Raw genomic sequence first — 24440 nt, 5'->3', positions numbered from 1 at the left:
ACGAATGTAAATTAAAATTGTTACAATAGCTTAAAATAATATAAATTTACATACCAAAATTGGAACTTTGAAGTTATACTAGTAAATTACTTAAATATTAAAATCTATTTATGAAGAAAATTTTAAAATCAATACTACTAACATTTTGCTTTTTGTTAGTCTTTCAAAATTGTAGTGATGATTATGATGATGTTTTACATTATAGAAATACTAATGAATTCGTTTGGACAGGTTTAAATCAATACTATTATTGGCAAAAGGATTCTCCCGATTTAAATGATGGCAAATTTGCTACTGATGTAGCTTTTCAAAACTTTTTAAGTAACTATACACCTGAAAGTTTATTTCAACATTTAAGATATGAACCAGGTGTAATTGACAAGTATAGCGTTATTTTTAGTGATTATGATGTTTTAGAAGCTGCTTTACAAGGTACTTCTAAAAATAGTGGTGCAGATTTTGGGTTTAAAAGAAAAACAGCTGGCTCTACAGAAGTATTCGGTTTTGTACGTTATATTCTTCCCAATTCAGATGCATCTACAAAAAACATTCAACGAGGAGATCTTTTTTATGCAATAAATGGCGTGCCTTTGACTGTTGACAGTGATGGCTATTTAAATCCAACCGGATTATCTGAAGATACTTTTACATTAAATATGGCAGCTTATGACAACGGAAATATTACTCCAAATGGAAATACAATTACATTAACTAAAACTCCTTATTCTGAAAATCCCGTTTTAATTAAGAATACACATCAAGTTGGAAGTAAAAAAGTAGGTTATTTAATGTATAATGGTTTTTATTCTGGCTATGAAGATGAATTAAATAATGCTTTTGCTTATTTTCAAGGAGAAGGAATTACACATTTGGTTTTAGATTTACGTTATAATTCTGGTGGCTCTGTTAATGTTGCTACAAAACTGGCAAGTATGATTACTGGACAATTTAATGGACAAATTTTTGCCAAACAAGAATGGAATGAAAAAAGAATGAGCTATTACAATTCAGTAAACCCAGATGCATTACTTAATAAGTTTACTAATACTTTAAGTAATGGTAACGGTATTAATAGCTTGAGTCTAACCAAAGTTTATGTTTTAACAACAAAATCAACAGCTTCTGCTAGCGAATTAATTATAAATAGTTTAAAACCATATATTGATGTTACTCAAATTGGCGATGTTACCATTGGAAAAAATGTTGGTTCAATAACTATATATGACTCACCTACTTTTAGAAAAGAAAATGTAAACCCAAATCACAAATATGCCATGCAACCAATTGTATTAAAAATTCTAAACAAAAATGGCGTTGGTGAGTATTCTAATGGGATTCTACCTAACGTTACTTTAACTGAAAATTATGGCAATTTAGGAGTTTTAGGTAACGACACAGAGCCTTTACTTAATTTAGCTTTAAGTTATATTAATACAAATGGAAGAATAAATAGCAATTTTAATACAAAAGTATTCGAACATGTTACCGAATCTAAAAATTTAGACGGTATTGAAAAAGGGATGTATATCGAAAATCCTCCAAACTTAAATAGAGAATAAATAAAGAAGGCTTCCAATTGGAAGCCTTTTTTATTATAAAGTTCTTAGTGATTTAGTTAAAGTAAAACCCAGCTGGAGTAACTCCTACAGTATATTCATTTTCTAATGTTCCTGTAGTTGTATAGATGTAAACTTTTCCGTTTGAGTTATAATCTGCTGCATCACCAACATATATTTTATTATTTTCAACAGCAAAACTATATACTCCATAAACTCCTTGTCCAACTGTTGAGAATAAAGATGTTATTGGTAAACTTGAAGCCGTTAAACTCATTTTAAAAACATCAGAATCTTGCGTATAAAAAATAGTATTATCAGAAATATATAAATTTGAAGCATGATTTCCAACTGCAAAATCAATTGAAGATGTAACACTTTCAGTTGCTAAATTAATTTTAACTAATTTCCCTAAAGTCTCATCCATAGTCCAAGCTGCTTTTCCTCCACAAATAACATACAAACTTCCGTCTTTAACTTGTAATGAATTTGGCACATCACCAACAGTAATCGTGTTTGAAACTGTATTCGAAGTTGAACTAATCACAGAAATTGTATTTCCATATCCATAACCACCTTGATGAGCAACATATAGTTTTCCATTATTTTCTACAATACGTTCTGGACCTTCAATAACAGGAATGGTTCCTGAAACTGTATAATTTGTCAAATTTAATGTAGCAACATAATCATCAGTTGTTACACCCCCATCTCCCCAATTAGTAACATAACCTTTTCCATTTGCAAAAGCAATAAATCTTGGATTGTCTAATCCTGAATCAATTGTAGCCACATATTCTAATGAATAACGGTTTAGAATTTCAATTTTGTTTGAAGCATTTAAAACTACAAAAGCTAAATCATTATAGAAACCAACATCTTGACCTGTATTTCCAAGTACTTTTGTTGGATTAACTGCTAAAAAAGCATTGTTTTGAAAAGTAGCAAAATCATTTGATAAATAAGAAATAGAACTATTGTCTTGTCCAAAATTACCTTGATTTAAGATTAGCACACCATTATCATAAGCTCCTAAAGGCAAATTATCTACTATTCCTTGATCATCATCATCTGAACATGAAGTAAAAAACACAGCAACAGCTGCGAACATAAGTACTCTTTTTAAAATCATTGTATTAAAAATTAAAGGTTAAATTCATCATATAATTACGACCAGGCATTGGTCTCGATAAAACATTTTGATAAGGTTTGTTTTCCAAATTAAGAATTTGAAAACCAAGAATTAATGGCTTTTTATTTCCAATTTTATAATCTAAAGAAACATTAGAAACGAAATATTCTTTCAGTTTGTAAGCGTTATCACTTGAAGTAAAAACAGCTCCATTAAATAAATTTTGAAAGGTAAAAGTTGTTTTTTCATAACGAAAAGCTACACTTGAAGTCGCTTTGTGAAAAGGAACATAAATCAATTGCTTATTGGTAGCATCATTTTCTGAAACTGTGTAAGCATAAGTTCCATCAATTTGAATACTTGCATTTCTAAAATGTCTTTCCCAATGAAACAAAGCTTCTATTCCATAAATGGAAACTTCATCCGTATTTATTGGTTGCCACAAACCTGAAGCATTTGGTAACCAACGCAACATATCAGTAATTTTGGAATAAAAAGCAGTTGTGGTTAAAGTTGCTTTTTTATAAGTAAAAACTTGTCCAAATTCGGCTTGCAAAGCACTTTCTGGTTTCAAATTTAGATTTCCACTTCCTTGCCAATACAAATCGTTAAATGTTGGAATTCTAAAGTTTTTGGACCCTGAAAATTTTATGGCATACCAATTAACCAATTGCAAATTTCCTCCTAAAGAATACAAGAACGGACTTTTATAATTAGAAGTAATTTCCTTGCGAAGACTTGCTTCATAAGATAATTTATCATTTACCTGATGCTTGAACAACAAACTAAAAGAACCAATTTCTCTTTTATTAGTAGACAAACTAGAACCACTTCCTGAATTTTGAGTATAATCTATAATCGAATTAACTTTAATTTTTGAAGTCCAATTGTATAACAAATCATATTTAGCAATAAACGTATTGGCACTTCCAGTTGTGAAGTTTTCTAAGGCTTTATTTTCAAAATATTTATATTCTTCTGTCAAATAAGCGACTTTAGTTTTTGATGTGAATAATCCCGAATAATTAGTCCATTCCAATAAATTTCTAGTATTGAAGTCTAAATAGTTACTTTTTGAAGGGGAAGCAATTGTTCCAGAAAAATTTCGACTACCATCAAACAAATAGCTAAAAAATTTAATTTCATTATTTCGATTTATGCGATAACCAATATGTGAACTAAAACTTTTATTTTCATATTGACCGTTTTCATTTTTCTTATCAAAACCAATATATTCATAATCATTTTCAGATTGATTGTGCGATATACTTGCATTTACAGAAATCTTATCGGTTGCAACATCTAAAGTATAATTGGCTCCAAAAGTTGAAAAACTACCATAATTTAATTGCAGTTTATTTTTGAATTGTTCTCTAAAAGAAACATCATTATTTAAGTGAATTGTTCCACCGACAGCACCACTTCCATAAATCACACTTCCGCCACCGGCTCTTACTGTTATTGAATTAAAATCACGTGTAGTTAACGTATTAAAATCTGTTTGACCATTTAATTGGGAATTGATATTTATTCCGTTCCAAATCACAGCGGTTTGTTGAGCAGTTGTTCCTCTAAAAGAAGGAGAAGAAACCATTCCGTTTCCGTTTTCTTTAAAATAAATCACAGAATTATAACGCAACAAAGAAGTCAAGGAAGCTTGATTTTTTTGAATCACACTATCATTAAGTTTAGTAGTATTTTGGGTATCTGAAAAGTTTTTTAACTGTGAATCGGTTAGCACTACTTCTCGCAATTGAAAAATAGAATCTTGTTGTGCCCAAATAAGAGAACAAGCTGTTAACGCAAAAAACAGAGCTAATTTTTTAAACATATCTTATAAACTTTTCTTCCCGAAAGTCATATTTAGTTAATAAATTAGGCAGGTCTCCTGGCTTGCGTCTTGTTATTCACCTTCCCAAGAATCTGAAACAAGTTCAGATAACTCAGTGGTATTGTAGATAATAACAAGCTTAATAGCTTACAGTTGCGGGAACAGCTTAGGTTTTTAACCTAATTCCCTTTTAATGCTGTTCAAAATTGAACAAGCAACCTTAATTCTGTTGCGAAGATACTTTTTTATTTATTGTTTTAATTAGTTTTAATAGTTTTTGTATATTTGATTAGTAATTAAACTTTTACAGTATGAAGAAAACTCTTGCTTTAATTTTCTTTTCGAATTTTTGTTTTTCTCAAAATGCAATTGAAATAAGGTTGATTGATGCAAGCATTGGTGGAGTAGATTACTCTACTTTTCCTATATACAATCAGTCTACAGATGCTAACATGAATGTAATACTTCAAAATCACAATGTGAATACTTATGAATACAGAGGTGGTCATCCAATTGCAAGTTTAAACGACAGAATTATTCAAGTTATATGTGGTACATGTAATTATTCTAATTTACTAAATGATTTATTAGGTTATAATACTGTTGTAGAAAATGCTCAAATTATTACTGCTTATTCTCCATTTAATGATGCTGCTTATTCAAAACTTATTGATGTTTCCATTGGTATACCAACAGGTGTAAATTCTAATAATATAATCACAACAAATGACAATGGTTTAAATCAAATTTTTATTAATCACAGTGTTATATATTATCAACAAGCTTATCCTTCTTCTTCAAATTCAGAATCACTTAAAGTATATTCAATAGCTTGTAACTGTAATGTTCAACTGTTACAAAATGATTTAGAAAATTACAGTACAGTTATTGATTACACTGAACCAATGCCTGCTGGTCTTCTACTAAATGCAACTAAATATTTTAATAGTAATTTTAAAATATATCCAAACCCATTTCAAGATAAAATTACAATTGAAACTGATTTGACTATTGAAAAATATAGTGTATTTAATTTAATAGGTAAAAAAATAGTTGAAACTGAATTAAGTGAAACATTAAATACAGAATTAGCTAAATTAAATTCAGGCACATATTTGTTGTACCTTCAATCAAAAGACAATTCAATCCTCACAAAAAAAATAATTAAAAATTAATCACTTCTTTTTAGTCATTTTATAAATCAACCAGACAAAACCAACTATAAAATGCAATAAAACTATTCCAGCAACTACATAAATAAAGGTGTTTGAATTATCTCTCATTTTTTATTGTAAAGTTAAATATCTTTCAAAAAATATTTTGCATCATTTGTTACAAATCTGTTTTTAATTCAAAACAAAATTCTACTTTTGTCTAAAGTATATTTTTTTATGCAGCACTTACCAAAAGCACTTCTAGTTACGCTTCTATTTTTGGGTTTAACCCAATGCAAAAAAACAGAGAACATAGCAAAAGCTACTGTTAACGAAAACCAAATTGTTCATGCAGAAGGTTTTTCAATAGTAGAATATGATGACTTTTCAATTTTAAAAGTCAAAAACACTTATCCTGAATCTGATGAAACTTTCACTTATGTTTTACATAAAGAAAATGTATCCATACCTGATAGTTTGAAACAGTTTACAGCAATTCAAATTCCAATTCAAAAAATAATTGTTACTTCAACAACTCACATTCCTTCACTAGAAATGTTAGGTGTTGAAAATACATTGGTTGCATTTCCTACTTTAAAATACATTTCTTCTGAAACAACCAGAGAACGAATTGACCAAGGAAAAGTTAGAGAAATTGGCAAAAATCAAAGTTTAAACACAGAAGTAATAATAGACTTAAATCCAGATATAATTGTAGGATATAGTGTTGACGGAGACATGAAAACTTATAAGAATTTAGAAAAAAGTGGTCAGAAAGTAATTTTTAATTCAGATTGGACGGAAAAAACTCCTTTAGGAAAAGCAGAATGGATTAAGTTTTTTGGGGCTTTGTATGATAAAAAAGAAAAAGCTGCTGCCGAATTTGAAGCCATAGAAGAAAGCTATAACAAAGCCTTAAAATTAGCACAAAAGGCCGAAACAAAACCAACCATTTTAGCTGGAGCAATTTATGAAGATCAGTGGTTTTTACCACAAGGTGATAGTTGGGCTGCTCTATTCTTAAAAGAAGCCAACGGGAATTATCTTTGGTCAGACACAGAAGGAACTGGAAGTTTAGCTTTATCATTCGAAACCGTTTTAGACAAAGCCAAAGATGCTGATTTCTGGATTGGACCAGGTCAATTTACATCAATAGATGAAATTATTAAGGATAATAAAAATTACAAATTCTTTAAAGCTGTTGAAACTAAAAATGTCTATTCTTTCAGTACAAAAAAAGGAAAAACAGGTGGTGTTATTTATTATGAATTAGCTCCAAACCGACCAGATTTAGTACTAAAAGACATGATAAAAATACTTCATCCAGAATTATTACCTAATTATGAATTGTTCTTTTTTGAACAATTGCAGTAAAGCTTTATTAAAATACTTTGTATTATCTTTGAGCATTGCTTTAAAAACTCATTTTTACTAATGCCGAATTCCAAAAAACACTTTATACTATTTATAGCACTTCTAGTTAGCTTAGTACTTTTGTTTTTTGTGAATATTAGTTTAGGTTCTGTTACAATTCCAAATGAGGAAATTATAAAAGGAATTTTTAGCCAAAAAATGAATAAGGAAAGTTGGGAAATCATTCTTTACAACTTTCGTTTACCAAAAGCATTTACTGCAATTTTAGTAGGAATGGCACTTTCTATAAGTGGATTATTAATGCAAACTTTATTTAGAAACCCATTAGCTGGACCTTATGTTTTAGGCTTGAGTTCGGGTGCAAGTTTAGGTGTTGCCTTCGTAATTTTAGGCGCTGGCATCTTACCTTCTTTTCTATCTGATTTATTTCTGACTTCATACGGAATTGTAGTTGCTTCAGGTTTAGGAAGTGCTTTGGTTTTAATGGCTGTTTTATTAGTTTCCAAAAAGCTTAAAGATACTATGGCAATTTTAATTGTAGGATTAATGTTTGGGAGTTTTACAAGTGCAATTGTTTCCGTTTTGACTTATTTTTCAACAGCAGAGCAACTACAAAAATTCACCTTTTGGTCCTTAGGAAGTTTAGCCAATTTAAGTTGGAATGAAGTCAGTTTATTAGCACTACTAACATTTATTGGATTAAGCATTAGCTTTTTAGTCATCAAACCATTAGATGCATTGCTCTTAGGAGAAAAATATGCAAGTAGCTTAGGAATAAATTTCAAGAGAACACGAATTCTAATCATAATCGCAACTAGTATCTTAGCTGGAAGTATTACCGCTTTTGTTGGGCCAATTGCATTCATAGGATTAGCAGTTCCACATATGGCAAGATTGATTTTTCAAACGAGTAATCATTTCACTTTGTTTTGGAGTACAATTTTATTGGGAGCTATTATTTTATTGTTTTGTGATATCATTGCTCAATTACCTGGAAGTGATTTAACTTTACCCATAAATGCAATAACTTCAATGATTGGTGCTCCGATTGTTATTTGGTTGTTGGTTCGTAAGCGAAGTTTTAATTGAGGAATTTGAAACACATAGAATCATAGATTTATAGATACTGTTGAAAGAAACTTTGTTTCAGATAGTAATTCATAGAGAATAATTAATTATGATAACACAAAAATATTTAGATGATTTAACATACGAAATTATCGGAGCTTCAATCGAAGTTCAAAAAAATATTGGCAAAGGTTTATTAGAAAGCGTTTATCATCAATGTATGATTGAAGAGTTGACTTTGAGAAAAATAAATTTTCAGTCTGAACTAAAAGTACCATTAATTTACAAAGAAAAAGAATTAGAAGTTGATTTCAGATGTGATTTATTTGTAGAAAACTGTTTAGTTGTTGAATTAAAATCAATATTACAAGTACATCCCATTACTGAAGCACAAATTCAAACATACATGAAACTCTTAAAAGCTCCAAAAGGAATAATAATCAATTTTAATTGCTTCAATATATTTAAAGAAGGACAAAAAACATTCGTAAATGAATATTTTAAGAAGTTGGAAAATTCTAACTAATCTATCATTTTGTAAAACAAAACACTATGAACTTCTTCACAATAAAATAAAAACTATGTTTCTATGTGTTTCAAAATAGCTAGAATCTAAATGCAAAAAAAAGTCTTACATACAACAAACCTAACAATTGGATACAAAAACAAATCCAACACAACAACTATTGCCAAAAATCTAAACATCAATTTACCTGCTGGAAAATTAATTGGATTGATTGGTGCTAATGGAATAGGAAAATCAACATTACTAAAAACTATTACTGGAATTCTAAAACCTTTAGAAGGAAAGGTCTTTATGAATGAAAAATCCATTGAAGATTTCAAACCTGAAGATTTGTCCAAAGAATTAAGCATCGTTCTAACTGAACATTTGCCACCAAGCAATTTAACCGTTTATGAAATTGTGGCTTTAGGAAGACAACCTTATACCAATTGGTTGGGGAAATTAACTTCAGAAGACAAAAATAAAATTGATGAAGCTATCTCTTTAACTGAAATCAATTCGTTTCAACACAAAAAACATTATGAAATTAGCGATGGTCAATTGCAAAAAACTCTAATAGCAAGAGCTTTGGCACAAGATACAAATCTGATAATCTTAGATGAACCAACAACACATTTAGATTTAGTTCATAAAGTCACCTTATTAAAATTATTGCAAAAACTAACACACGAAACTGGCAAAACCATTTTATATTCAACACACGATATTGATTTAGCCATCCAATTATGTGATGAAATGATTGTCATTACTGAAAATGAAATACTTCAAAACCAACCTTGCAAATTAATTGAAGATGGTGTTTTTAACACTATTTTTAAAAATGAAAACATTCAATTTGATGCTTCTCACGGGAAATTTAATATTAAATAAATCTTACATTTTGTTTAATTGTAAATCACTAAAGAATTTGTAATTTAGTAAAAAAATTAAACTATGGGAATTAAACAAATAAGTGCAATAGTTCTTTTATTTTCAACTATTTACACACAGGCGCAATTAAAAACCGTTGCCTATTCAGACGGAAATCAAAAACTAGAAGGTTTTTTAGCTTCTCCAACAAAACCAAATGCTAAAAAAGCAGGTGTAATTGTTTTACATGCTTGGATGGGAATAAGCGATCACGAAAAAGAAAGTGCTGAAAAATTAGCAGAATTAGGATATTATTCTTTCGTAGCTGATGTTTATGGTCAAGGAAACAAACCACAAAACACTGATGAAGCAGGAAAATTAGCCGGTTATTATAAAACAAATTTTGCATCTTATCAAAACAGAATTCAATTAGCAATTGACCAATTAGTTAAAGCTGGTGCAAATCCAGATGAGATTGCTGTAATTGGGTATTGCTTTGGAGGAACAGGTGCTATTGAAGCTGCTCGTGGTGGTTTAAAAGTGAAAGGCGTAGTTTCTTTTCATGGTGGTTTAGGAAAAGATGGGAATCGATTAGCTAAACCAATAACAGCAAAAGTTTTAGCTTTACATGGTGCAGACGATCCTTATGTTCCTGCGAAAGAAGTCAGTGCCTTTGAAGACGAAATGAGAACCTCAAAAGCAGATTGGCAATTAAATATTTATGCAAATGCTGTTCATGCTTTTACACATAAAGATGCTGGAACAGACAATAGTAAAGGTGCTGCTTACAACGAAAAAGCAGATAAAAGAAGTTGGGAAGCGATGAAAATTTTCTTTGACGAACTTTTTAAGTAATTCAAATAAATAAGCCTGAATTTTTCAGGCTTATTTATTTAAAGCAATCTGTCTTTTTGCTTCTCCAATTAAAAATGTTACCGAATTAGCTAAATTGTAACTTCGTACATGTTCAGAAATTGGAATTTTTAAATAATTAGAAAACTGAGTTAGAACTTCTTCACTCAAACCAACACTTTCTTTTCCAAAAACCAACCAATCACCATCTTGAAATTCTTGTTCTAAATAGGATTTTTCTGCATGAGAACTCATTAAAAAAACTCTTGAAAAATCAGGAATTTGGTCTTTCCATTCTGCTACAGATTGATATTCTTTCCAATCTAAATGCACCCAATAATCCAAACCAGAACGTTTTAAATTCTTGTCATTAATTTCAAATCCAAATGGGTGAATTAAATGCAAACGACTCTCAGTTCCAACACATAATCGTCCGATATTTCCTGTGTTGTTTGGTATTTCGGGTTCTATTAAAACTATATTTAGCATGTTTTTTAAAACTAAACCGTTGGCTAAAGCCGAACGGCAATTTATATATCAAATTTTTCTACTTCTAGAACTTCACCAGTATTTAAACCTTGTAAAGAAGTACTTCCTATTCTAATTCTGACTAACCGTAACGTTGGAAAACCAACTGCTGCAGTCATTTTTCTGACTTGTCTAAACTTCCCTTCTGTCAAAGTTAGGGAAACCCAACTCGTTGGCCCATGTCTTTCATCACGAATTCTTCTTCCTTCTCCAATATAATCAGGTAAAGTTGGAATTAAATGAGCTTTGCAATTTCGTGTCAAATATTTGGAACCATTTATTCCAATTTCTACACCATTTGTCATTTCATCAACTGCTTCTTGTGTTATAATTCCATCAACTTGAGCATAATATTCTTTCTCCACTTTTTTACTTCTAACTTCCGCACTAACTTTTCCGTCAGTAGTTAAAAACAATAAGCCTTCTGAATCTTCATCCAAACGACCAATTGCCATTGTTCCTTCAGGAAAATTAAATAATTCACCCAACAAACGCTTTTTACGCTTTTGTTCATAGATAAATTGACTCAAATAACTGTGCGGCTTGTGTAGTAGAAAATGATGATGCATCATAAAATGAATTTCAGCAAAAATACATTAATAAGTCAAAAGATTGATAATTGTTGATTAACGATTTTTGAACGCAGAAGTAAAAGATCGAAAGTTCTCAATATCTGAACTTCTAGTATCCAAAAATCTGATTATTTTAGTAACTTTACATAAATTTTAATATATGAATGATTCGTTACTTATTCTTATCACATTTCTAGTAGCTTTAGCTATTGGTTTTTTTATTGGAAAATTACTTTTAAAAGCGCAATCACAATCTGAAAAATCGGGTTTAGAAGAAAAAGTGAACGGATTGACAAATCAAATAGAAGCACTTAAAAATCAATCTATTTCTGATAAAACACAGTTTGAAAAAACGCTACTTCAAGTGAATAACGAAAAAGAAACGATTCGTACAGAAAAAGAAGTTTTAGCCATTCAATTATCTAAAAAGGAAGTTGATTTTGAAAATCTTTGGGAACGCAACAAAGAGCAAAAACAAGAAGTAGAACAACTTCAAGAAAAATTCACCAAAGAATTTGAAAATTTAGCCAACAAAATTTTAGAAGAAAAATCAAATAAATTCACAGAGCAGAACAAAGAGAATATGAAAAATATTCTTTCTCCTTTGCAAGAAAAAATTCTTCATTTTGAGAAAAAAGTAGAAGACACACATAAAGAAAGCATTGATTATCATGCAGCGTTACGTCAACAAATTTTGGGTTTACGTGATATGAATGAAAAAATGAGTAAAGAAACTATTAACCTAACAAAAGCCTTAAAAGGTGATAGCAAATTACAAGGTAATTGGGGTGAATTAGTTTTGGAAAGAGTTCTAGAAAAATCAGGTTTAGAAAAAGGTCGTGAATATGAAGTCCAACAAAGTTTCACTAACGAAGAAGGAACGAGAGTTCTTCCTGATGTAATCATTAATTTACCTGATGGAAAGAAAATGGTTGTCGATTCAAAAGTATCTTTAACTGGTTATGAACGATTTGTAAATGAAGAAGATGATGCTTTAAAAGCCTTATACTTAAAAGAACACGTGACTTCGATTAAACGTCATGTGGAACAATTAAGTGCTAAAAATTACCAAGACATTTATCAAATGGAAAGTCCAGATTTTGTCTTACTTTTTATTCCAATTGAACCTGCTTTTGCATTAGCGTTAAATGACGATAATACCTTATACAATAAAGCTTTTGAAAAAAATATTGTAATAGTAACACCCACTACTCTATTAGCAACATTACGTACAATTGATAGCATGTGGACAAATCAAAAGCAGCAAGAAAATGCTATTGAAATTGCACGACAAGCTGGAGCATTATATGATAAATTTGAAGGATTTGTTTCTGATTTAATTAAGATTGGAAAGAAAATGGATGAAGCCAAATCTGAATACGGAAATGCTATGAATAAGCTTGTCGAAGGAAAAGGAAATTTAGTTACAAGCGTTGAAAAATTAAAAAAAATGGGAGCAAAAGCCAAAAAAGCTTTGCCTGAACCCTTATTAAAAAGAGCAAACGAATTAGAAGAAAATTTAATAGATAACGAAGAGAATTATGAGCAAATTTAAAAAAGTATTACTTTACAGTACATTATTTATAGTGTTGTTTATGGCTGGTTATTTTACATTTGTTTACTATGTACCTTATAGTGAAGGAATTCGTTCGGGTGAATTAATCAAAATAAGTACAAAAGGATATGTTGTAAAAACTTGGGAAGGAGAAATCAGTCAAGGAATTTCTGGTGCTCAAATTTTCTCTTTTTCAGTAATGGACAATAATCCAGAAGCCATTGAAAAATTAAAAGAGCTACAAGGTCAATATGTAAAAGTTGAATACGTGGAACGCTATAGAACATTTTTTTGGTGGGGTGATACTCGCTATTTTATAAAAAACGTTTATGCCGAAAAATCTCCCCATTTTAACAATTAAACATGACAGAAAAAACTAATACCGTTAACAATTCTAAGATAACTTTTACAGAATTAATGCTACCTTCACATTCCAATTTTAGTGGAAAGATTCATGGTGGTTATTTATTACAATTGATGGATCAAATTGCATTTGCAAGTGCTTCCAAATATTCGGGCTTATATTGTGTAACAGCTTCCGTTGATACTGTAGATTTTTTAAATCCAGTTGAAATCGGAGAACTTTTAACCTTAAAAGCATCTGTCAATTACGTTGGTAATAGTTCAATGGTCGTTGGAATTCGTGTTGTTTCAGAAAACATTAAAACTGGAATAATTAGACATTGTAACTCAAGTTATATTACAATGGTTGCAAAAGATGAAGAAGGAAATAATGCAAAAGTTCCCACATTAATCCTTTCAAACTTAGAAGATGTTAGACGTTTTTATGATTGTGTCATTCGAATTAATCAAAAGAAAAAAAATAAAATTCTAGAAGACAAATTTGATCATACATCAGAAAAATCTCTTGACAATCTATCAAATTACAACGTTAAGTTGCTGATTAAATAACAATTACTGTAAATTAAGTTTAGATTTAATTCATTTTGTCTCAAAAAAAATTATATTTGTTATACAATCTTAATTTTTACAAAATGAATAAAATCTACTATTTAATAATTCTTTTTCTTAGTTTAACTTTTATTTCATGTTCTTCAGATGAAGATGATGTATATATTGAAATACCTATTGCAGAAATACCTGTTGCTGTAAATTTAGCAGAAGTACCTTATTCAAAATTATCTGACTACCATTTTTTTAAAAATGATCTAAAAAATCATGAGCCTACAACAGGCGTTTTGCCTTATGAACCAGCTTCATCTTTGTTTGCTGATTATGCGCATAAAATGCGTTTCGTTTGGTTGCCAGATGGAACAACAGCTACTTATAATGGAGATGACAATGTATTTGAATTTCCAGTTGGAACAGCACTTTTAAAAACCTTTTATTATGACAATGTTCAACCAAACAACACAAGAAAAATAATTGAAACTAGATTACTCATAAGAAAATCTGATGGTTGGAAAGCTTACGACTATATTTGGAATACTGAACAAACAGAAGCATTTTTAGACACCGTTGAACAAGGAGTGTTTATTCCTATTGAATGGAAAGAAAATGGCATTACAAAAACCACAACTTATAAAACACCTTCTCAAACGGAATGTTTAACTTGTCATAAAATAAATCCTAACCAAACAACTGGTGGAGAAATAACTATTCCAATTGGCCCAAAACCTCAAAATTTAAATACCAATTATAATTATTCAACCGGAAGTCAAAACCAAATTGCTAAATGGAAAAGTGTAGGCTTTTTAGGGAATGATGTCCCAAATACTTCAACAATTTACTCAGCTGTCGATTGGAATGATACTTCAAAAACATTAGAACAAAGAGCACGATCTTATATAGATGTCAATTGTGCACATTGCCATAGAACTGGTGGACATTGTGATTATGTTAGTATGCGATTTAATTTCAGCAATACTAATTTAGACACTTTCGGAGTTTGCATGACACCTTTATTTTATATCGAAAATGGCCCTTTTGTAATAAACGGTGGTGATGCTAATCATTCCGAGTTAATCCACAGAATGAATACAACAGAAGGTGCTACAATGATGCCTATAATAGGCCGCACAGTAATTCATAATGAGGGAATACAATTAATTAGTGATTGGATAAATTCTTTACCCGCAGATTGTCACTAAAAAAACATAAAATCATGAAAAAAATTACTTTACTTTTTTACTTTTTAATAAGCATCCAATTAACATTTGCTCAAGATACTTGTGCAACTGCACCAACTATTGGAGCTGGAATACATACAGTTGCTGATGTAAACGGAACTCAAGTTCCAACTCCTGATTGTATTGGATCTGGAAATCCAACTGCTGGTGAATGGTATAAATATATTCCAACACAAGCTTATACCGTTACTGTAACAACAGATTTAGCCGCTAATATTTGTAAAGACACTAGATTACATATTTACGGAGGAACATGCACTAGCTTATCATGTATTGCTGGTGATGATGACTCAGGTGTTTTACAATGCAATAGTGGAAATACAAATTCGTATTTATCAACAGTAACATTTAATGTTACAGCAGGAACAACATATTATATAGCCTTTGATAACCGATGGAGTTCGGCTGGTTTTGATTTTGAAATAATAGAAACACCCATTGTTGTATTACCAATTAATTTTACACAACAATCAATTTCTTCAAGTTCAACTATTTGCTGTGTTGTTGATATGAATGGTGATTATTTAGATGATATTGTAACTGTTGGAGCTACTTCAATGACAATTTTACATCAACAAACTAGTGGTGGATTTGTTTCTTCAACAATTTCTTTACCTGGATTAACAACAACTCCAAGTTGGAGCATTACAGCTGGAGATTATGACCGAAATGGTTTTAATGATGTCGTTTTTGGAGGTTCAAGTAGGTTAACCATTGTAAAAGCAAATGCAACGGGTACAAATTATACTGAAGTATCTTATCCTCAAAATATTTTTACTCAAAGAGCTAATTTCGTAGATATAAATAATGATGGTAATTTAGATTTATGGGCTTGTCATGATGTGGCTCAAAGTCACGCTTATAGAAATACAGGGAGTGGAGATTTAGTTTTTGATATTTCATTGATGCCAACATTAGCTGTTGGAGGAAACTATCAATCTATGTGGACTGATTATGATAATGATGGTGATATGGATTTATATATTGCAAAATGTCGTGGTGGTGCTCCTGTTGGTGATCCACAAAGAATTAATTTATTATATAAAAATAATGGTAACGGAACATTTACAGAATCTGGTGCAATGGCAGGATTAAATGATGGTTCACAATCTTGGTCAACAGCTATTGAAGATTTTGACAATGATGGCGATATGGATTTCCTATTATCAAACATTTCAGACACCAATAAGTTCTTTATAAATAATGGTGATGGAACGTTTACAGATATTTATGCAACAACTGGAATAGCCGCACAAGTTGGTTCTTGGGAAGTACAAGCCGTCGATTTTAATAACGATGGTTGGGTAGATTTCTTTTGGCAAAATGGAAAAGAAATTTATTTAAACAACGGTGATTTAACTTTTACAGGTTATGATTTGCCTTTCAGCGAAGGAGGAATTGGAGATTTAAACAACGATGGTTTTTTAGATGTTCAATATGGTGGAAACGTTTATTATAATGTTCCCAACGCAAACAATTGGATTAAAGTCAATTTACAAGGAGTTGCTAGTAATCGAAATGGAATTGGTGCAAGAGTTGAAATTTATGGCGCTTGGGGAAAACAAATTAGAGAAATAAGAAGTGGACACGGATTTAGCCATCAAAGTACAATGAATGCTCATTTTGGAATTGGAACAGAAACTGCAATAACACAAGTTATAATTCATTGGCCTTCTGGAACTGTTGATGTAATTAATAATCCGTCTAGTAATCAAGCTCTGACAGTAATTGAAGGTTCTAGTCCTTTGAGCGTTGCAAATTCTGAATTAAATAAAGTCATTATTTATCCAAATCCAACATCAAAAACGCTTTCAATTTCTAATGCAAGTCAACTAAGTATTAAAAATATTTTAATCTATACTACTCAAGGAAAAATTGTAAAAAACATTCTTTATGAAAACGATACAATTTCTATAGAAGATTTAGCTGAAGGTTTATACATTTTAACGATACAAACCGAAGATGGCAAAAAATATTCTGAAAATTTCTTAAAGAAGAATTAAATTAATCAAGCATTTATAAAAAAATAGTCTTTTATTTACAAAAGACTATTTTTTTTGCAAATCATATTGTGATTTTTTATATCATTGTAACTTATTTATGACTTATGAAAAAATAGTATTTCTATTCATTCTTTTAACTGGATTTTTCGCTATTGCACAAAAAAATATCGATCCTACTCCTGAAGATATTAAGCTTGCTAAATCGTTAAGAGTAAAATATGACAAATCTGATATTGCAATAGTAAAAAGTGAGGAAAACGTGAGTTTTGCCATTAATAAAAGCATTAATTCTGTTGAAGTCAATTACAAAATAAATGAAAATTTAATGAACATTAATCATAGAGCTGATATTTCAAAATATGAGTTTTATGATAGCGAATCTGAAATAAAAACATTTAGCATAAAATACAGAAACAATAAAACGGCTGCTTTTTATCCTAAAGATGAATTTTATAAAAGCAATGATTTGTTTTATAACGATGCCAAAGTCAAATATGTTCAATTAGACTTTCCTGTGCAAGGCTATTCGTATGATTATGAAATGGAAAAGGAAATTAGAGATATAAAATACTTCACAAGCATTTACTTTAATGATGAATATCCGGTAATTGAAAAAACAATAACTATTAAAGTTCCAAAATGGTTAGAATTAGAAATTAAAGAATTCAACTTTAACTCACATGACATTAAAAAAACTATAACTCCTGATGGAGAGAATACAATTTATAAATATGTCATAAAAAACATTGATCCATCTGTTAAAGAAGACAATTCACCTGGACCAAGTTATATGTATCCCCATGTTTTATTTATTGCCAAATCCTATACAGAAAAAGCAGAAAAGAATACACTTTTTAACAGTACAGCTGATTTATATAAATGGTACAAATCTCTTGTGGATTCTATGAAAGACGAGCCAACTATTTTCGCCAATAAGGTAAAAGAATTGACTAAAGATGCAAAAACTGATGACGAAAAAATTAAAAACATCTATTATTGGGTACAAGACAACATAAGATATATTGCTTTTGAAGACGGAATTGCAGGTTTTAAACCCGATGATTCTCAAAATGTTTTTGAAAAACGTTATGGCGATTGCAAAGGAATGGCAAATCTTACCAAACAAATGTTGAAATTAGCTGGTTTTGATGCAAGATTAACTTGGATTGGAACTAATCATATTGCTTATGACTATAGTATTCCTTCTTTATCTGTTGATAATCATATGATATGTACCTTAATAAAAGACGGAAAAAAATACTTTTTAGATGGAACAGAGAAGTTCAATTCATTTGGTGAATATGCTGAAAGAATTCAGGGAAAAGAAGTATTAATTGAAGACGGAAACAAGTTTATCATTGACAAAATTCCTGTTCAAAAATCAATAACTAATTCTGAAAAAATTGTAACCAATTACAAAATTGAAAATGAAAATTTAACGGGTTCTGTGAACAAAGAATTTATTGGAGAAAGTCGTTCAACATTTCTATATCAATACAACAATGTTAAAAATGACAAAAAAGAAGATGCCTTAAAATGGTTTTTGTCTGGAAACGACAAAAATTACAACATCTCAAATATTATAACTTCAGATTTAAATAACAGAGATCAAAAATTAAACATTTCTTATGAAACAAAATTAGCAAATCATGTTTCTAGTTTTGATAATGAAATGTATGTTGATTTAGATTACGACAAAGAATATAAATACATGGATTTAAAAGACCGTAAAAAAGACATTATGTTCGATTATAAATCACATGATGATATTACAATTATTTTAGAGATTCCATCAGGTTATAAAGTATCAAAACTTCCTACAAACTTTGAAATAAACAACGAAGATTATGCTATTTCTTTAAAATATGAAGTAAAAGGAAATACTATTATTTATCATAAAATGTTTGATTTTAAAAAACCAATTCTAAAATCTTCAAAATTTGAAGAATGGAAAAAAAATCATTTACAGTTTACAAAAAATTACTCCGAACAAATCGTTTTAACTAAATAAAATCAGATTCATAATTCCATGAAAAAAATACTAACTTTTCTATTTTTAGGCTTATTTTTTATTGCCAATGCACAAGATAATAACAAAGTCAAAGAATTTTTTTGGGGTGCAAATGATACCTACAAAAAAGTCACAACTATTCCAGAAAAATACAAAAACGAATCAGCTGTCGAAATTATTAAATATGAAGATTATGATTTTCATAAATTTGGTAAAAGCGTCACCTTTACTTCATCCTACAGAAAACGTATAAAACTTTTAGATCAAGCAGCTGTTACTGAATTTTCTGAATTTTCATTTGAAAAAGATGGTGCTGTTGGTATAAAAATCATAAAACCTTCAGGAAAAGAAGTAGAAATTGACATTGAAAAAGAAGCTAAAATTGTAGATAATTACAAGAAAATTGCCGTTTCAGGACTTGAAATTGGTGATATTATTGATTTTTATAGTCAATATGTTTCTAATTCTTATTCTATTGAAGCATTTGGTTTTGATCCTGTTGAAAGCACTTTAGGAAGCACTTATCCTATTATGAATTACAAATTAATTTTTCAAACAGAAAATGATTTTTTTGTAAACTTCAATACTTATAATGGTGCACCGCAATTAAAAGAAATTCCAACAAAAAAAGGAAATGAAAGAAAATATGAATTAGAAGCACAAGACATTCCAAAAAACGATTTTCCGCGTTGGTTTTTGCCTTTAGTTGAATTGCCTTGTTATAAATTTCAAGTATTTTTTGCTCGTTCCGGAAAGTTTGAAGAACGTGCAGAAGCCTTTTTGCCTGAGAAAGAAAGCATCGTTAAATCTGTTGTTTCAAAAGAGGATATTTTTAATTTCTATAACACTAAATTCTTTCCAAATGGTGATATTGATGTAATTAATGATTTCTTAAAAGGAAAAACATTTGATTCGCAAGAAGATAAAGTTAAAGCAGTTTACTATTTCACAAGACATCAGTTTTACACAAGATATGTTGAAGCTTTTGTGATTGATGAAGCTAAAATTATGTATCCATTTGATCTTTATGGCTATAATCCAACGTTCTTTACAAAAGAACAGCCTTTTATAAATTATTTCATGCAATTCCTTAAAAAGAACAGAATTGATTATGACATTATCGTTTCTACTGGAAGAGAAAATGGTCCAATTAAAGATATATTAATTCAAAGTAATACAAAGATTCTTTTAAAAATATACACTGAAAATCCAATTTATTTTGGATTATTCACGCCTTATTCATCTCCTGAAATGTTTGCCTACGAAATTGAAAACACAGATGCATACGCCTTAAAAGTATCTAAAAACAGAAAAGTAGATGACATTGAAAGCATAAAACTTCCTGAATCAACTTATAAAGACAATGTTTCAAAAGTTACAACAAATATATCTTTAGCTTCTGACTTCAACACAATTAATGTTGCCAAAACATCCTCATTATATGGTCATAACAAAGAATTTGAGCAAGAATCTAAAATATTATTTTATGATTATGTAAATGAAGATTATGAAAAATATGGCACAAAACCATTATTAGACATGGTTAGTAATAAAAAGAAAAAAGAACAGTACAAAAAAGAATATGAGGCTTTAATTAAGAAAATTAAAGACAACAAAAATGAAAAATTTAAAACTGAAGCTGAGCAAGAATATGGTATAAAGTTAGACAAGCACGAACTTGTAATCAAAAACAATGGAAGATTTGGAAAAAATGATCCTTTAACTTATGATGAAAAATTTGTCATAACTAATAGTTTAATAAAAAAGGCTGGTCCAAATTATATTTTTGAAATTGGAAAATTCATTTCATCTCAAGTTGATATTGAAGATAAAGAAAGTAAACGAACAAATAACATTTATTCTATTTTTCCAAGAAGCTATGAATACACGATTAATCTAGATATTCCTGAAGGCTACTCGGTTGCTGGGTTAGAAAAAATAAATGTATCCGTTGAAAATGTTACAGGAAGTTTTAAAACTGTAGCAGAAGTTAAAAACAATAAACTATCAATTGTTACGGCTAAATGCTATTATCATTCGTATGAATCAAATGCAAATTGGAGCAAAATGATAGAATTTCTAGATGCATCTTATCAATTTTCTCAAGAAAAAATATTACTGAAGAAAAATTAAATTAGATTTTGAGATGAAATAAGTTATCTAATTTATTTTTAATACATTTATAAAAAATTTTATACTAAACAAAATGAAAAAAATTAAACAGATTTCAATTTGCCTTTTGCTATTAGTTTCTATTAGTTCAATCGGCCAAGTAATGACTAGTGGTGTTGTAAAATACAAAATGACTAGCGATAACGAACAAATGGCTATGATGGGTGACATCATAATGACAAACTATTTTGACAATGAGAATGTTGCTGTAGAAGTTGATATGATGGGTGGAATGGTTTTGACTAAAATCTACAAAAAAGTTAACGATCCAAAATCTACAAAAATGACTATGGATGCAATGGGTAACAAATACGAAATTACGGGTATTGACGAAAAAGCATCTAAAGGCGTTGATATGGCAGATTTAGATAATATTGCAACAGTAACATTCGACAAAACTGCAACAAAAGAAATTGCTGGTTTTAAATGCTACAAAGCAACTGTAACATACAATGACGAAAAAACAGGAGAATTTTACATTACTGACGCTATAAAAATGATGTCTTCTACTAAAGAATCTAAATTAAAAGGATTTCCTTTAGAAATGAAAATCACTACTCCAGATGCAGTATTAGAATTAAAAGCAACTGAAGTTTTTAAAGTTGTATCAAAAGATGCTTTTATTATTCCTGAAGGATTTGAAAAAGTAACTATGGAAGAATTTCAAGAAAAAATGGGTGGATAATTTTTAACTTACCTTATTAAAAATACAAAAGCACGATATTATATATTGTGCTTTTTTGTTTTAGAGAACAACTTTTTCATAGGAATTTAGTTTATCCAAATATAAAATGGTCTTGGTATCATCAGTATTTCTATCATACATTAAATTAAATTTTGCTCCATAGATAATTTCTTTAAAAGTAAATGAAGTACGCTTCATTACATGATTACTATACATATCATCAAAAACTTTTAAGAACACGATAATTTCACCATCAATAGTTTCAAAGTCATTTTTAGAAAAACCATAAAGAGGACTTTCCTTAGTTATAGGATGAACTAAGGTCCAGCTTAAGGTTAAAGAATTTATTTTTTCCATTTCTAAATCAAGTTGATAGAATTTATTTACTAATTTATCGTTTTCTTCTAAACTTAAGCCTAGTGTAATCCTGGCTTCTGCTTCAGATAAATTAGTATTTTTATAAGGAGCCATTCTAACCATTAAAGCAATACCATTTTCATAAGGAGCAATAAGTGCATTTTGAGAAAAACGTATAAAAGCCTCTGGTTTACTAAATCTTCCAAAAAACAATCCTGTAGCAATTGCAAAAGTTAGTAATCCAATTAAAGCTTCTATAGACGAAACAAAACTTGCATAAAAACCAGTAGGATTAATATGTCCGTAACCAACAGTTGTATACGTTTGAATACTAAAAAAGAACGCTTGAGCAAATTTTTCAAGGTCATTTTCTGCAGAAATTCCATTTAAATGTTCCACACCTATTAAATAATACAAAGTGGCAAAAAACAGATTTACAACAAAGTAGAACAACAAAATAATAAACAAGAATTTCCACCTTGGGATTGAGAGCATGGTATGAAACCAACTGATGCTTTCTACAAAACCAACACCTACTTTCTTAACATTAGCATTACCATTTTTTGTAAAGAAGCGACCACCATAATTAGAAGCATTTGTGCCAAAACCAGAATCTGTGTCTTGTTTTGCTTTTGAGTTTATTTTTTTCAGAAATTCCATTTCATATATTTCTAGTAAAATTAGCCAAAAAAAACTAAAAAACAATTTTGATTTATAGTTACAAATAGTTTAAATTTGAGTTACTAAACGCCAAAAAATCAATTATATGCCAAATTCATTTTCCTTTAAATTAGGAACACACAATGACCAAAAAGTTATTTTCATTCAGTTTGAAAAAAATTACCTATTAACCCAAGAAGTTAAAAGTTGGGTTGGGCATAAATACAGTAAAACCAATAATTCTTGGTATGTTCCAGATGTTTTATTTTATAGAGAAAAATTCGGAATTTCACCTGAAAAAGAAATGAGTTCTTTTTTAGCGTCTAAAATTTCAGATTTTCATCTTATTCAGATAAAAAGAAACAAAGCCACTTTACAAATAAAAGGATATAGCGACAATACAATAAGAAGTTATTGTAGTGAATTGATTCAATTTTTCATTTACATACAACCAAGAGAAGCAACAGATTTAAACACAGAAGATCTAAAAAACTACATTTGGTATTGCATTACAAAAATAAAGCTAACAGAAAATTCAATTCATAGTCGTGTTAATGCTATAAAATTTTATTATGAAAAAGTTCTCAATTACGATAAATTTATTATTGAAGTACCAAGACCTAAAAAACATTTAAAATTGCCAAAAGGATTTAATATTGAAGAAATAAAAAAGATTTTAATTGCAACTCCAAATTTAAAGCACAACACTATTCTAAAATTAATTTATGGAATGGGTTTACGTGTTTCAGAAATAATTAATTTAAAAATTAACGACATTGACAGTGTTGATATGCGAGTTTTCATTGAAAGAGCCAAAGGAAAAAAAGACCGATATGTAAATTTACCCGAAAGTGTTTTGGAACAACTTCGCTCCTACTATTTAGAGTACAAACCCAAAGACTATTTATTTGAAGGGCAATATGGTGGACAATACACAACAAGAAGTGTGCAACAATTCTTTAGAAAATCATTAGAAAAAGCAAACATTACAAAAAAACAAGGAGTACATAGTTTGCGACACAGTTATGCCACCCATTTATTAGAAAATGGCACCGACATACGTTTCATACAAGAATTATTAGGACACAACAATATAAAAACCACCTTATTATATACACAGGTTACTGATTTAAGTTTACGAAAAATAATTAGCCCTTTAGACAAATTGTAAGAAAATAATTTATATATTTGATTTATGAGAAAATATAAAGAAATAAAAACGAATTTCGCTTTTCAATATATATTTCTTTAAACAATTAAAATTCAATTACTTACGAATTACAAGTAAATATAGGTTCGTATATATATGAGTTGGGCAACATAATTGAAAAATTCGTTTTCAAATGAATGTTTATTGCAAATTTCAACCTGAATTTAATAAAAGTTTGTGTTTGAATTCTTGAAA

The 24440-nt window shown here is 29.4% G+C and carries 21 protein-coding genes and 1 riboswitch; of the genes, 16 read left to right on the top strand and 5 right to left on the bottom strand.

The genetic code is table 11. From position 1 onward, the window contains the following. The first annotated feature begins 110 nt into the window (after positions 1 to 110). Positions 111 to 1559, top strand: coding sequence for a S41 family peptidase (locus G507_RS0107990; protein ID WP_026717016.1), 1449 nt, complete (start codon positions 111 to 113; stop codon positions 1557 to 1559). A 52-nt stretch (positions 1560 to 1611) separates the two neighbouring features. Here G507_RS0107990 and G507_RS0107985 read toward each other — a convergent pair whose 3' ends face one another. After that, a complete protein-coding gene (locus G507_RS0107985; RefSeq protein WP_245575607.1) occupies positions 1612 to 2667 on the bottom strand; it encodes a YncE family protein in 1056 nt (351 codons plus the stop codon). Between the two features lie 25 nt (positions 2668 to 2692). Beyond that, on the bottom strand, positions 2693 to 4519 hold the full coding sequence (locus G507_RS0107980) for a TonB-dependent receptor plug domain-containing protein (RefSeq protein ID WP_026717014.1): 1827 nt from the start codon (positions 4517 to 4519) through the stop codon (positions 2693 to 2695). Between the two features lie 30 nt (positions 4520 to 4549). Continuing rightward, positions 4550 to 4757, bottom strand: a riboswitch (cobalamin riboswitch). A 73-nt stretch (positions 4758 to 4830) separates the two neighbouring features. Here G507_RS0107980 and G507_RS0107975 point away from each other — a divergent pair. The 6 genes from G507_RS0107975 to G507_RS0107945 all read left to right on the top strand — a co-directional run bounded on the left by G507_RS0107975 (position 4831) and on the right by G507_RS0107945 (position 10345). Continuing rightward, positions 4831 to 5694 (top strand): T9SS type A sorting domain-containing protein, encoded by an 864-nt coding sequence (locus tag G507_RS0107975; RefSeq protein ID WP_026717013.1) that lies wholly within the window; start codon positions 4831 to 4833, stop codon positions 5692 to 5694. A 216-nt stretch (positions 5695 to 5910) separates the two neighbouring features. Beyond that, a complete protein-coding gene (locus G507_RS0107965) occupies positions 5911 to 7047 on the top strand; it encodes an ABC transporter substrate-binding protein (protein ID WP_026717012.1) in 1137 nt (378 codons plus the stop codon). Between the two features lie 60 nt (positions 7048 to 7107). Further along, on the top strand, positions 7108 to 8136 hold the full coding sequence (locus G507_RS0107960) for an iron ABC transporter permease (RefSeq protein ID WP_026717011.1): 1029 nt from the start codon (positions 7108 to 7110) through the stop codon (positions 8134 to 8136). A gap of 88 nt (positions 8137 to 8224) precedes the next feature. Next, entirely contained in the window at positions 8225 to 8641 is a 417-nt protein-coding gene (locus G507_RS0107955; protein ID WP_211218976.1) for a GxxExxY protein, read from the top strand. Positions 8642 to 8731: 90 nt separating this feature from the next. Continuing rightward, complete coding sequence (locus G507_RS0107950; protein ID WP_026717009.1) at positions 8732 to 9511, top strand: ABC transporter ATP-binding protein; 780 nt, start codon at positions 8732 to 8734, stop codon at positions 9509 to 9511. Between the two features lie 63 nt (positions 9512 to 9574). Continuing rightward, positions 9575 to 10345, top strand: coding sequence for a dienelactone hydrolase family protein (locus G507_RS0107945; protein ID WP_035665851.1), 771 nt, complete (start codon positions 9575 to 9577; stop codon positions 10343 to 10345). Between the two features lie 30 nt (positions 10346 to 10375). Here the strand turns inward: G507_RS0107945 and G507_RS0107940 are convergent, their stop codons facing one another. After that, positions 10376 to 10831, bottom strand: a complete 456-nt coding sequence (locus G507_RS0107940) for a tRNA (cytidine(34)-2'-O)-methyltransferase (RefSeq protein WP_026717007.1) — start codon at positions 10829 to 10831, stop codon at positions 10376 to 10378. Positions 10832 to 10872: 41 nt separating this feature from the next. Further along, positions 10873 to 11439: a pseudouridine synthase gene (locus G507_RS0107935; RefSeq protein ID WP_026717006.1), complete on the bottom strand. Its 567-nt coding sequence runs from the start codon at positions 11437 to 11439 to the stop codon at positions 10873 to 10875. Between the two features lie 163 nt (positions 11440 to 11602). On the opposite strand from G507_RS0107935, the gene G507_RS0107930 reads away from it, so the two are divergent. The 8 genes from G507_RS0107930 (at position 11603) to G507_RS0107895 (ending at position 22018) form a co-directional block, all read left to right on the top strand. Further along, a complete protein-coding gene (locus G507_RS0107930) occupies positions 11603 to 12997 on the top strand; it encodes a DNA recombination protein RmuC (RefSeq protein WP_026717005.1) in 1395 nt (464 codons plus the stop codon). Then, a complete protein-coding gene (locus G507_RS0107925; protein WP_035665848.1) occupies positions 12984 to 13358 on the top strand; it encodes a hypothetical protein in 375 nt (124 codons plus the stop codon). The genes G507_RS0107930 and G507_RS0107925 overlap by 14 nt, the downstream gene beginning before the upstream one ends. A 2-nt stretch (positions 13359 to 13360) precedes the next feature. Continuing rightward, positions 13361 to 13909, top strand: coding sequence for an acyl-CoA thioesterase (locus tag G507_RS0107920; RefSeq protein ID WP_026717003.1), 549 nt, complete (start codon positions 13361 to 13363; stop codon positions 13907 to 13909). Between the two features lie 83 nt (positions 13910 to 13992). Then, on the top strand, positions 13993 to 15108 hold the full coding sequence (locus G507_RS0107915) for a hypothetical protein (RefSeq protein ID WP_026717002.1): 1116 nt from the start codon (positions 13993 to 13995) through the stop codon (positions 15106 to 15108). 14 nt (positions 15109 to 15122) lie between these two features. Then, a complete protein-coding gene (locus G507_RS0107910) occupies positions 15123 to 17150 on the top strand; it encodes an FG-GAP-like repeat-containing protein (RefSeq protein ID WP_035665846.1) in 2028 nt (675 codons plus the stop codon). A gap of 97 nt (positions 17151 to 17247) precedes the next feature. After that, complete coding sequence (locus G507_RS0107905; protein ID WP_026717000.1) at positions 17248 to 19161, top strand: transglutaminase family protein; 1914 nt, start codon at positions 17248 to 17250, stop codon at positions 19159 to 19161. An 18-nt stretch (positions 19162 to 19179) separates the two neighbouring features. Continuing rightward, entirely contained in the window at positions 19180 to 21294 is a 2115-nt protein-coding gene (locus tag G507_RS0107900; RefSeq protein ID WP_026716999.1) for a DUF3857 domain-containing protein, read from the top strand. Between the two features lie 73 nt (positions 21295 to 21367). Next, a complete protein-coding gene (locus G507_RS0107895; protein ID WP_157496520.1) occupies positions 21368 to 22018 on the top strand; it encodes a hypothetical protein in 651 nt (216 codons plus the stop codon). Between the two features lie 60 nt (positions 22019 to 22078). Here the strand turns inward: G507_RS0107895 and G507_RS0107890 are convergent, their stop codons facing one another. Then, positions 22079 to 23035, bottom strand: coding sequence for an ion channel (locus tag G507_RS0107890; protein ID WP_026716997.1), 957 nt, complete (start codon positions 23033 to 23035; stop codon positions 22079 to 22081). A gap of 106 nt (positions 23036 to 23141) precedes the next feature. Between G507_RS0107890 and G507_RS0107885 the strand changes: the two genes are divergently transcribed. Next, the gene (locus G507_RS0107885; RefSeq protein WP_157496518.1) at positions 23142 to 24206 is read left to right on the top strand and encodes a tyrosine-type recombinase/integrase; all 1065 of its coding nucleotides are present in this window, start codon (positions 23142 to 23144) and stop codon (positions 24204 to 24206) included. The last annotated feature ends 234 nt before the right edge of the window (positions 24207 to 24440 follow it).

Source organism: Flavobacterium gelidilacus DSM 15343, assembly GCF_000422685.1.
Taxonomy (GTDB): Bacteria; Bacteroidota; Bacteroidia; order Flavobacteriales; family Flavobacteriaceae; genus Flavobacterium; species Flavobacterium gelidilacus.
This window is presented reverse-complemented; position numbering and strand designations above follow the sequence as displayed.

Excerpts from the sequence above, each read along its gene's own strand:
- G507_RS0107990 (WP_026717016.1), top strand. The coding sequence starts at position 111 with ATGAAGAAAATTTTAAAATCAATACTACTAACATTTTGCTTTTTGTTA.
- G507_RS0107985 (WP_245575607.1), bottom strand. The coding sequence starts at position 2,667 with ATGTTCGCAGCTGTTGCTGTGTTTTTTACTTCATGTTCAGATGATGAT.
- G507_RS0107980 (WP_026717014.1), bottom strand. The coding sequence starts at position 4,519 with ATGTTTAAAAAATTAGCTCTGTTTTTTGCGTTAACAGCTTGTTCTCTT.
- G507_RS0107975 (WP_026717013.1), top strand. The coding sequence starts at position 4,831 with ATGAAGAAAACTCTTGCTTTAATTTTCTTTTCGAATTTTTGTTTTTCT.
- G507_RS0107965 (WP_026717012.1), top strand. The coding sequence starts at position 5,911 with ATGCAGCACTTACCAAAAGCACTTCTAGTTACGCTTCTATTTTTGGGT.
- G507_RS0107960 (WP_026717011.1), top strand. The coding sequence starts at position 7,108 with ATGCCGAATTCCAAAAAACACTTTATACTATTTATAGCACTTCTAGTT.
- G507_RS0107955 (WP_211218976.1), top strand. The coding sequence starts at position 8,225 with ATGATAACACAAAAATATTTAGATGATTTAACATACGAAATTATCGGA.
- G507_RS0107950 (WP_026717009.1), top strand. The coding sequence starts at position 8,732 with ATGCAAAAAAAAGTCTTACATACAACAAACCTAACAATTGGATACAAA.
- G507_RS0107945 (WP_035665851.1), top strand. The coding sequence starts at position 9,575 with ATGGGAATTAAACAAATAAGTGCAATAGTTCTTTTATTTTCAACTATT.
- G507_RS0107940 (WP_026717007.1), bottom strand. The coding sequence starts at position 10,831 with ATGCTAAATATAGTTTTAATAGAACCCGAAATACCAAACAACACAGGA.
- G507_RS0107935 (WP_026717006.1), bottom strand. The coding sequence starts at position 11,439 with ATGCATCATCATTTTCTACTACACAAGCCGCACAGTTATTTGAGTCAA.
- G507_RS0107930 (WP_026717005.1), top strand. The coding sequence starts at position 11,603 with ATGAATGATTCGTTACTTATTCTTATCACATTTCTAGTAGCTTTAGCT.
- G507_RS0107925 (WP_035665848.1), top strand. The coding sequence starts at position 12,984 with ATGAGCAAATTTAAAAAAGTATTACTTTACAGTACATTATTTATAGTG.
- G507_RS0107920 (WP_026717003.1), top strand. The coding sequence starts at position 13,361 with ATGACAGAAAAAACTAATACCGTTAACAATTCTAAGATAACTTTTACA.
- G507_RS0107915 (WP_026717002.1), top strand. The coding sequence starts at position 13,993 with ATGAATAAAATCTACTATTTAATAATTCTTTTTCTTAGTTTAACTTTT.
- G507_RS0107910 (WP_035665846.1), top strand. The coding sequence starts at position 15,123 with ATGAAAAAAATTACTTTACTTTTTTACTTTTTAATAAGCATCCAATTA.
- G507_RS0107905 (WP_026717000.1), top strand. The coding sequence starts at position 17,248 with ATGACTTATGAAAAAATAGTATTTCTATTCATTCTTTTAACTGGATTT.
- G507_RS0107900 (WP_026716999.1), top strand. The coding sequence starts at position 19,180 with ATGAAAAAAATACTAACTTTTCTATTTTTAGGCTTATTTTTTATTGCC.
- G507_RS0107895 (WP_157496520.1), top strand. The coding sequence starts at position 21,368 with ATGAAAAAAATTAAACAGATTTCAATTTGCCTTTTGCTATTAGTTTCT.
- G507_RS0107890 (WP_026716997.1), bottom strand. The coding sequence starts at position 23,035 with ATGGAATTTCTGAAAAAAATAAACTCAAAAGCAAAACAAGACACAGAT.
- G507_RS0107885 (WP_157496518.1), top strand. The coding sequence starts at position 23,142 with ATGCCAAATTCATTTTCCTTTAAATTAGGAACACACAATGACCAAAAA.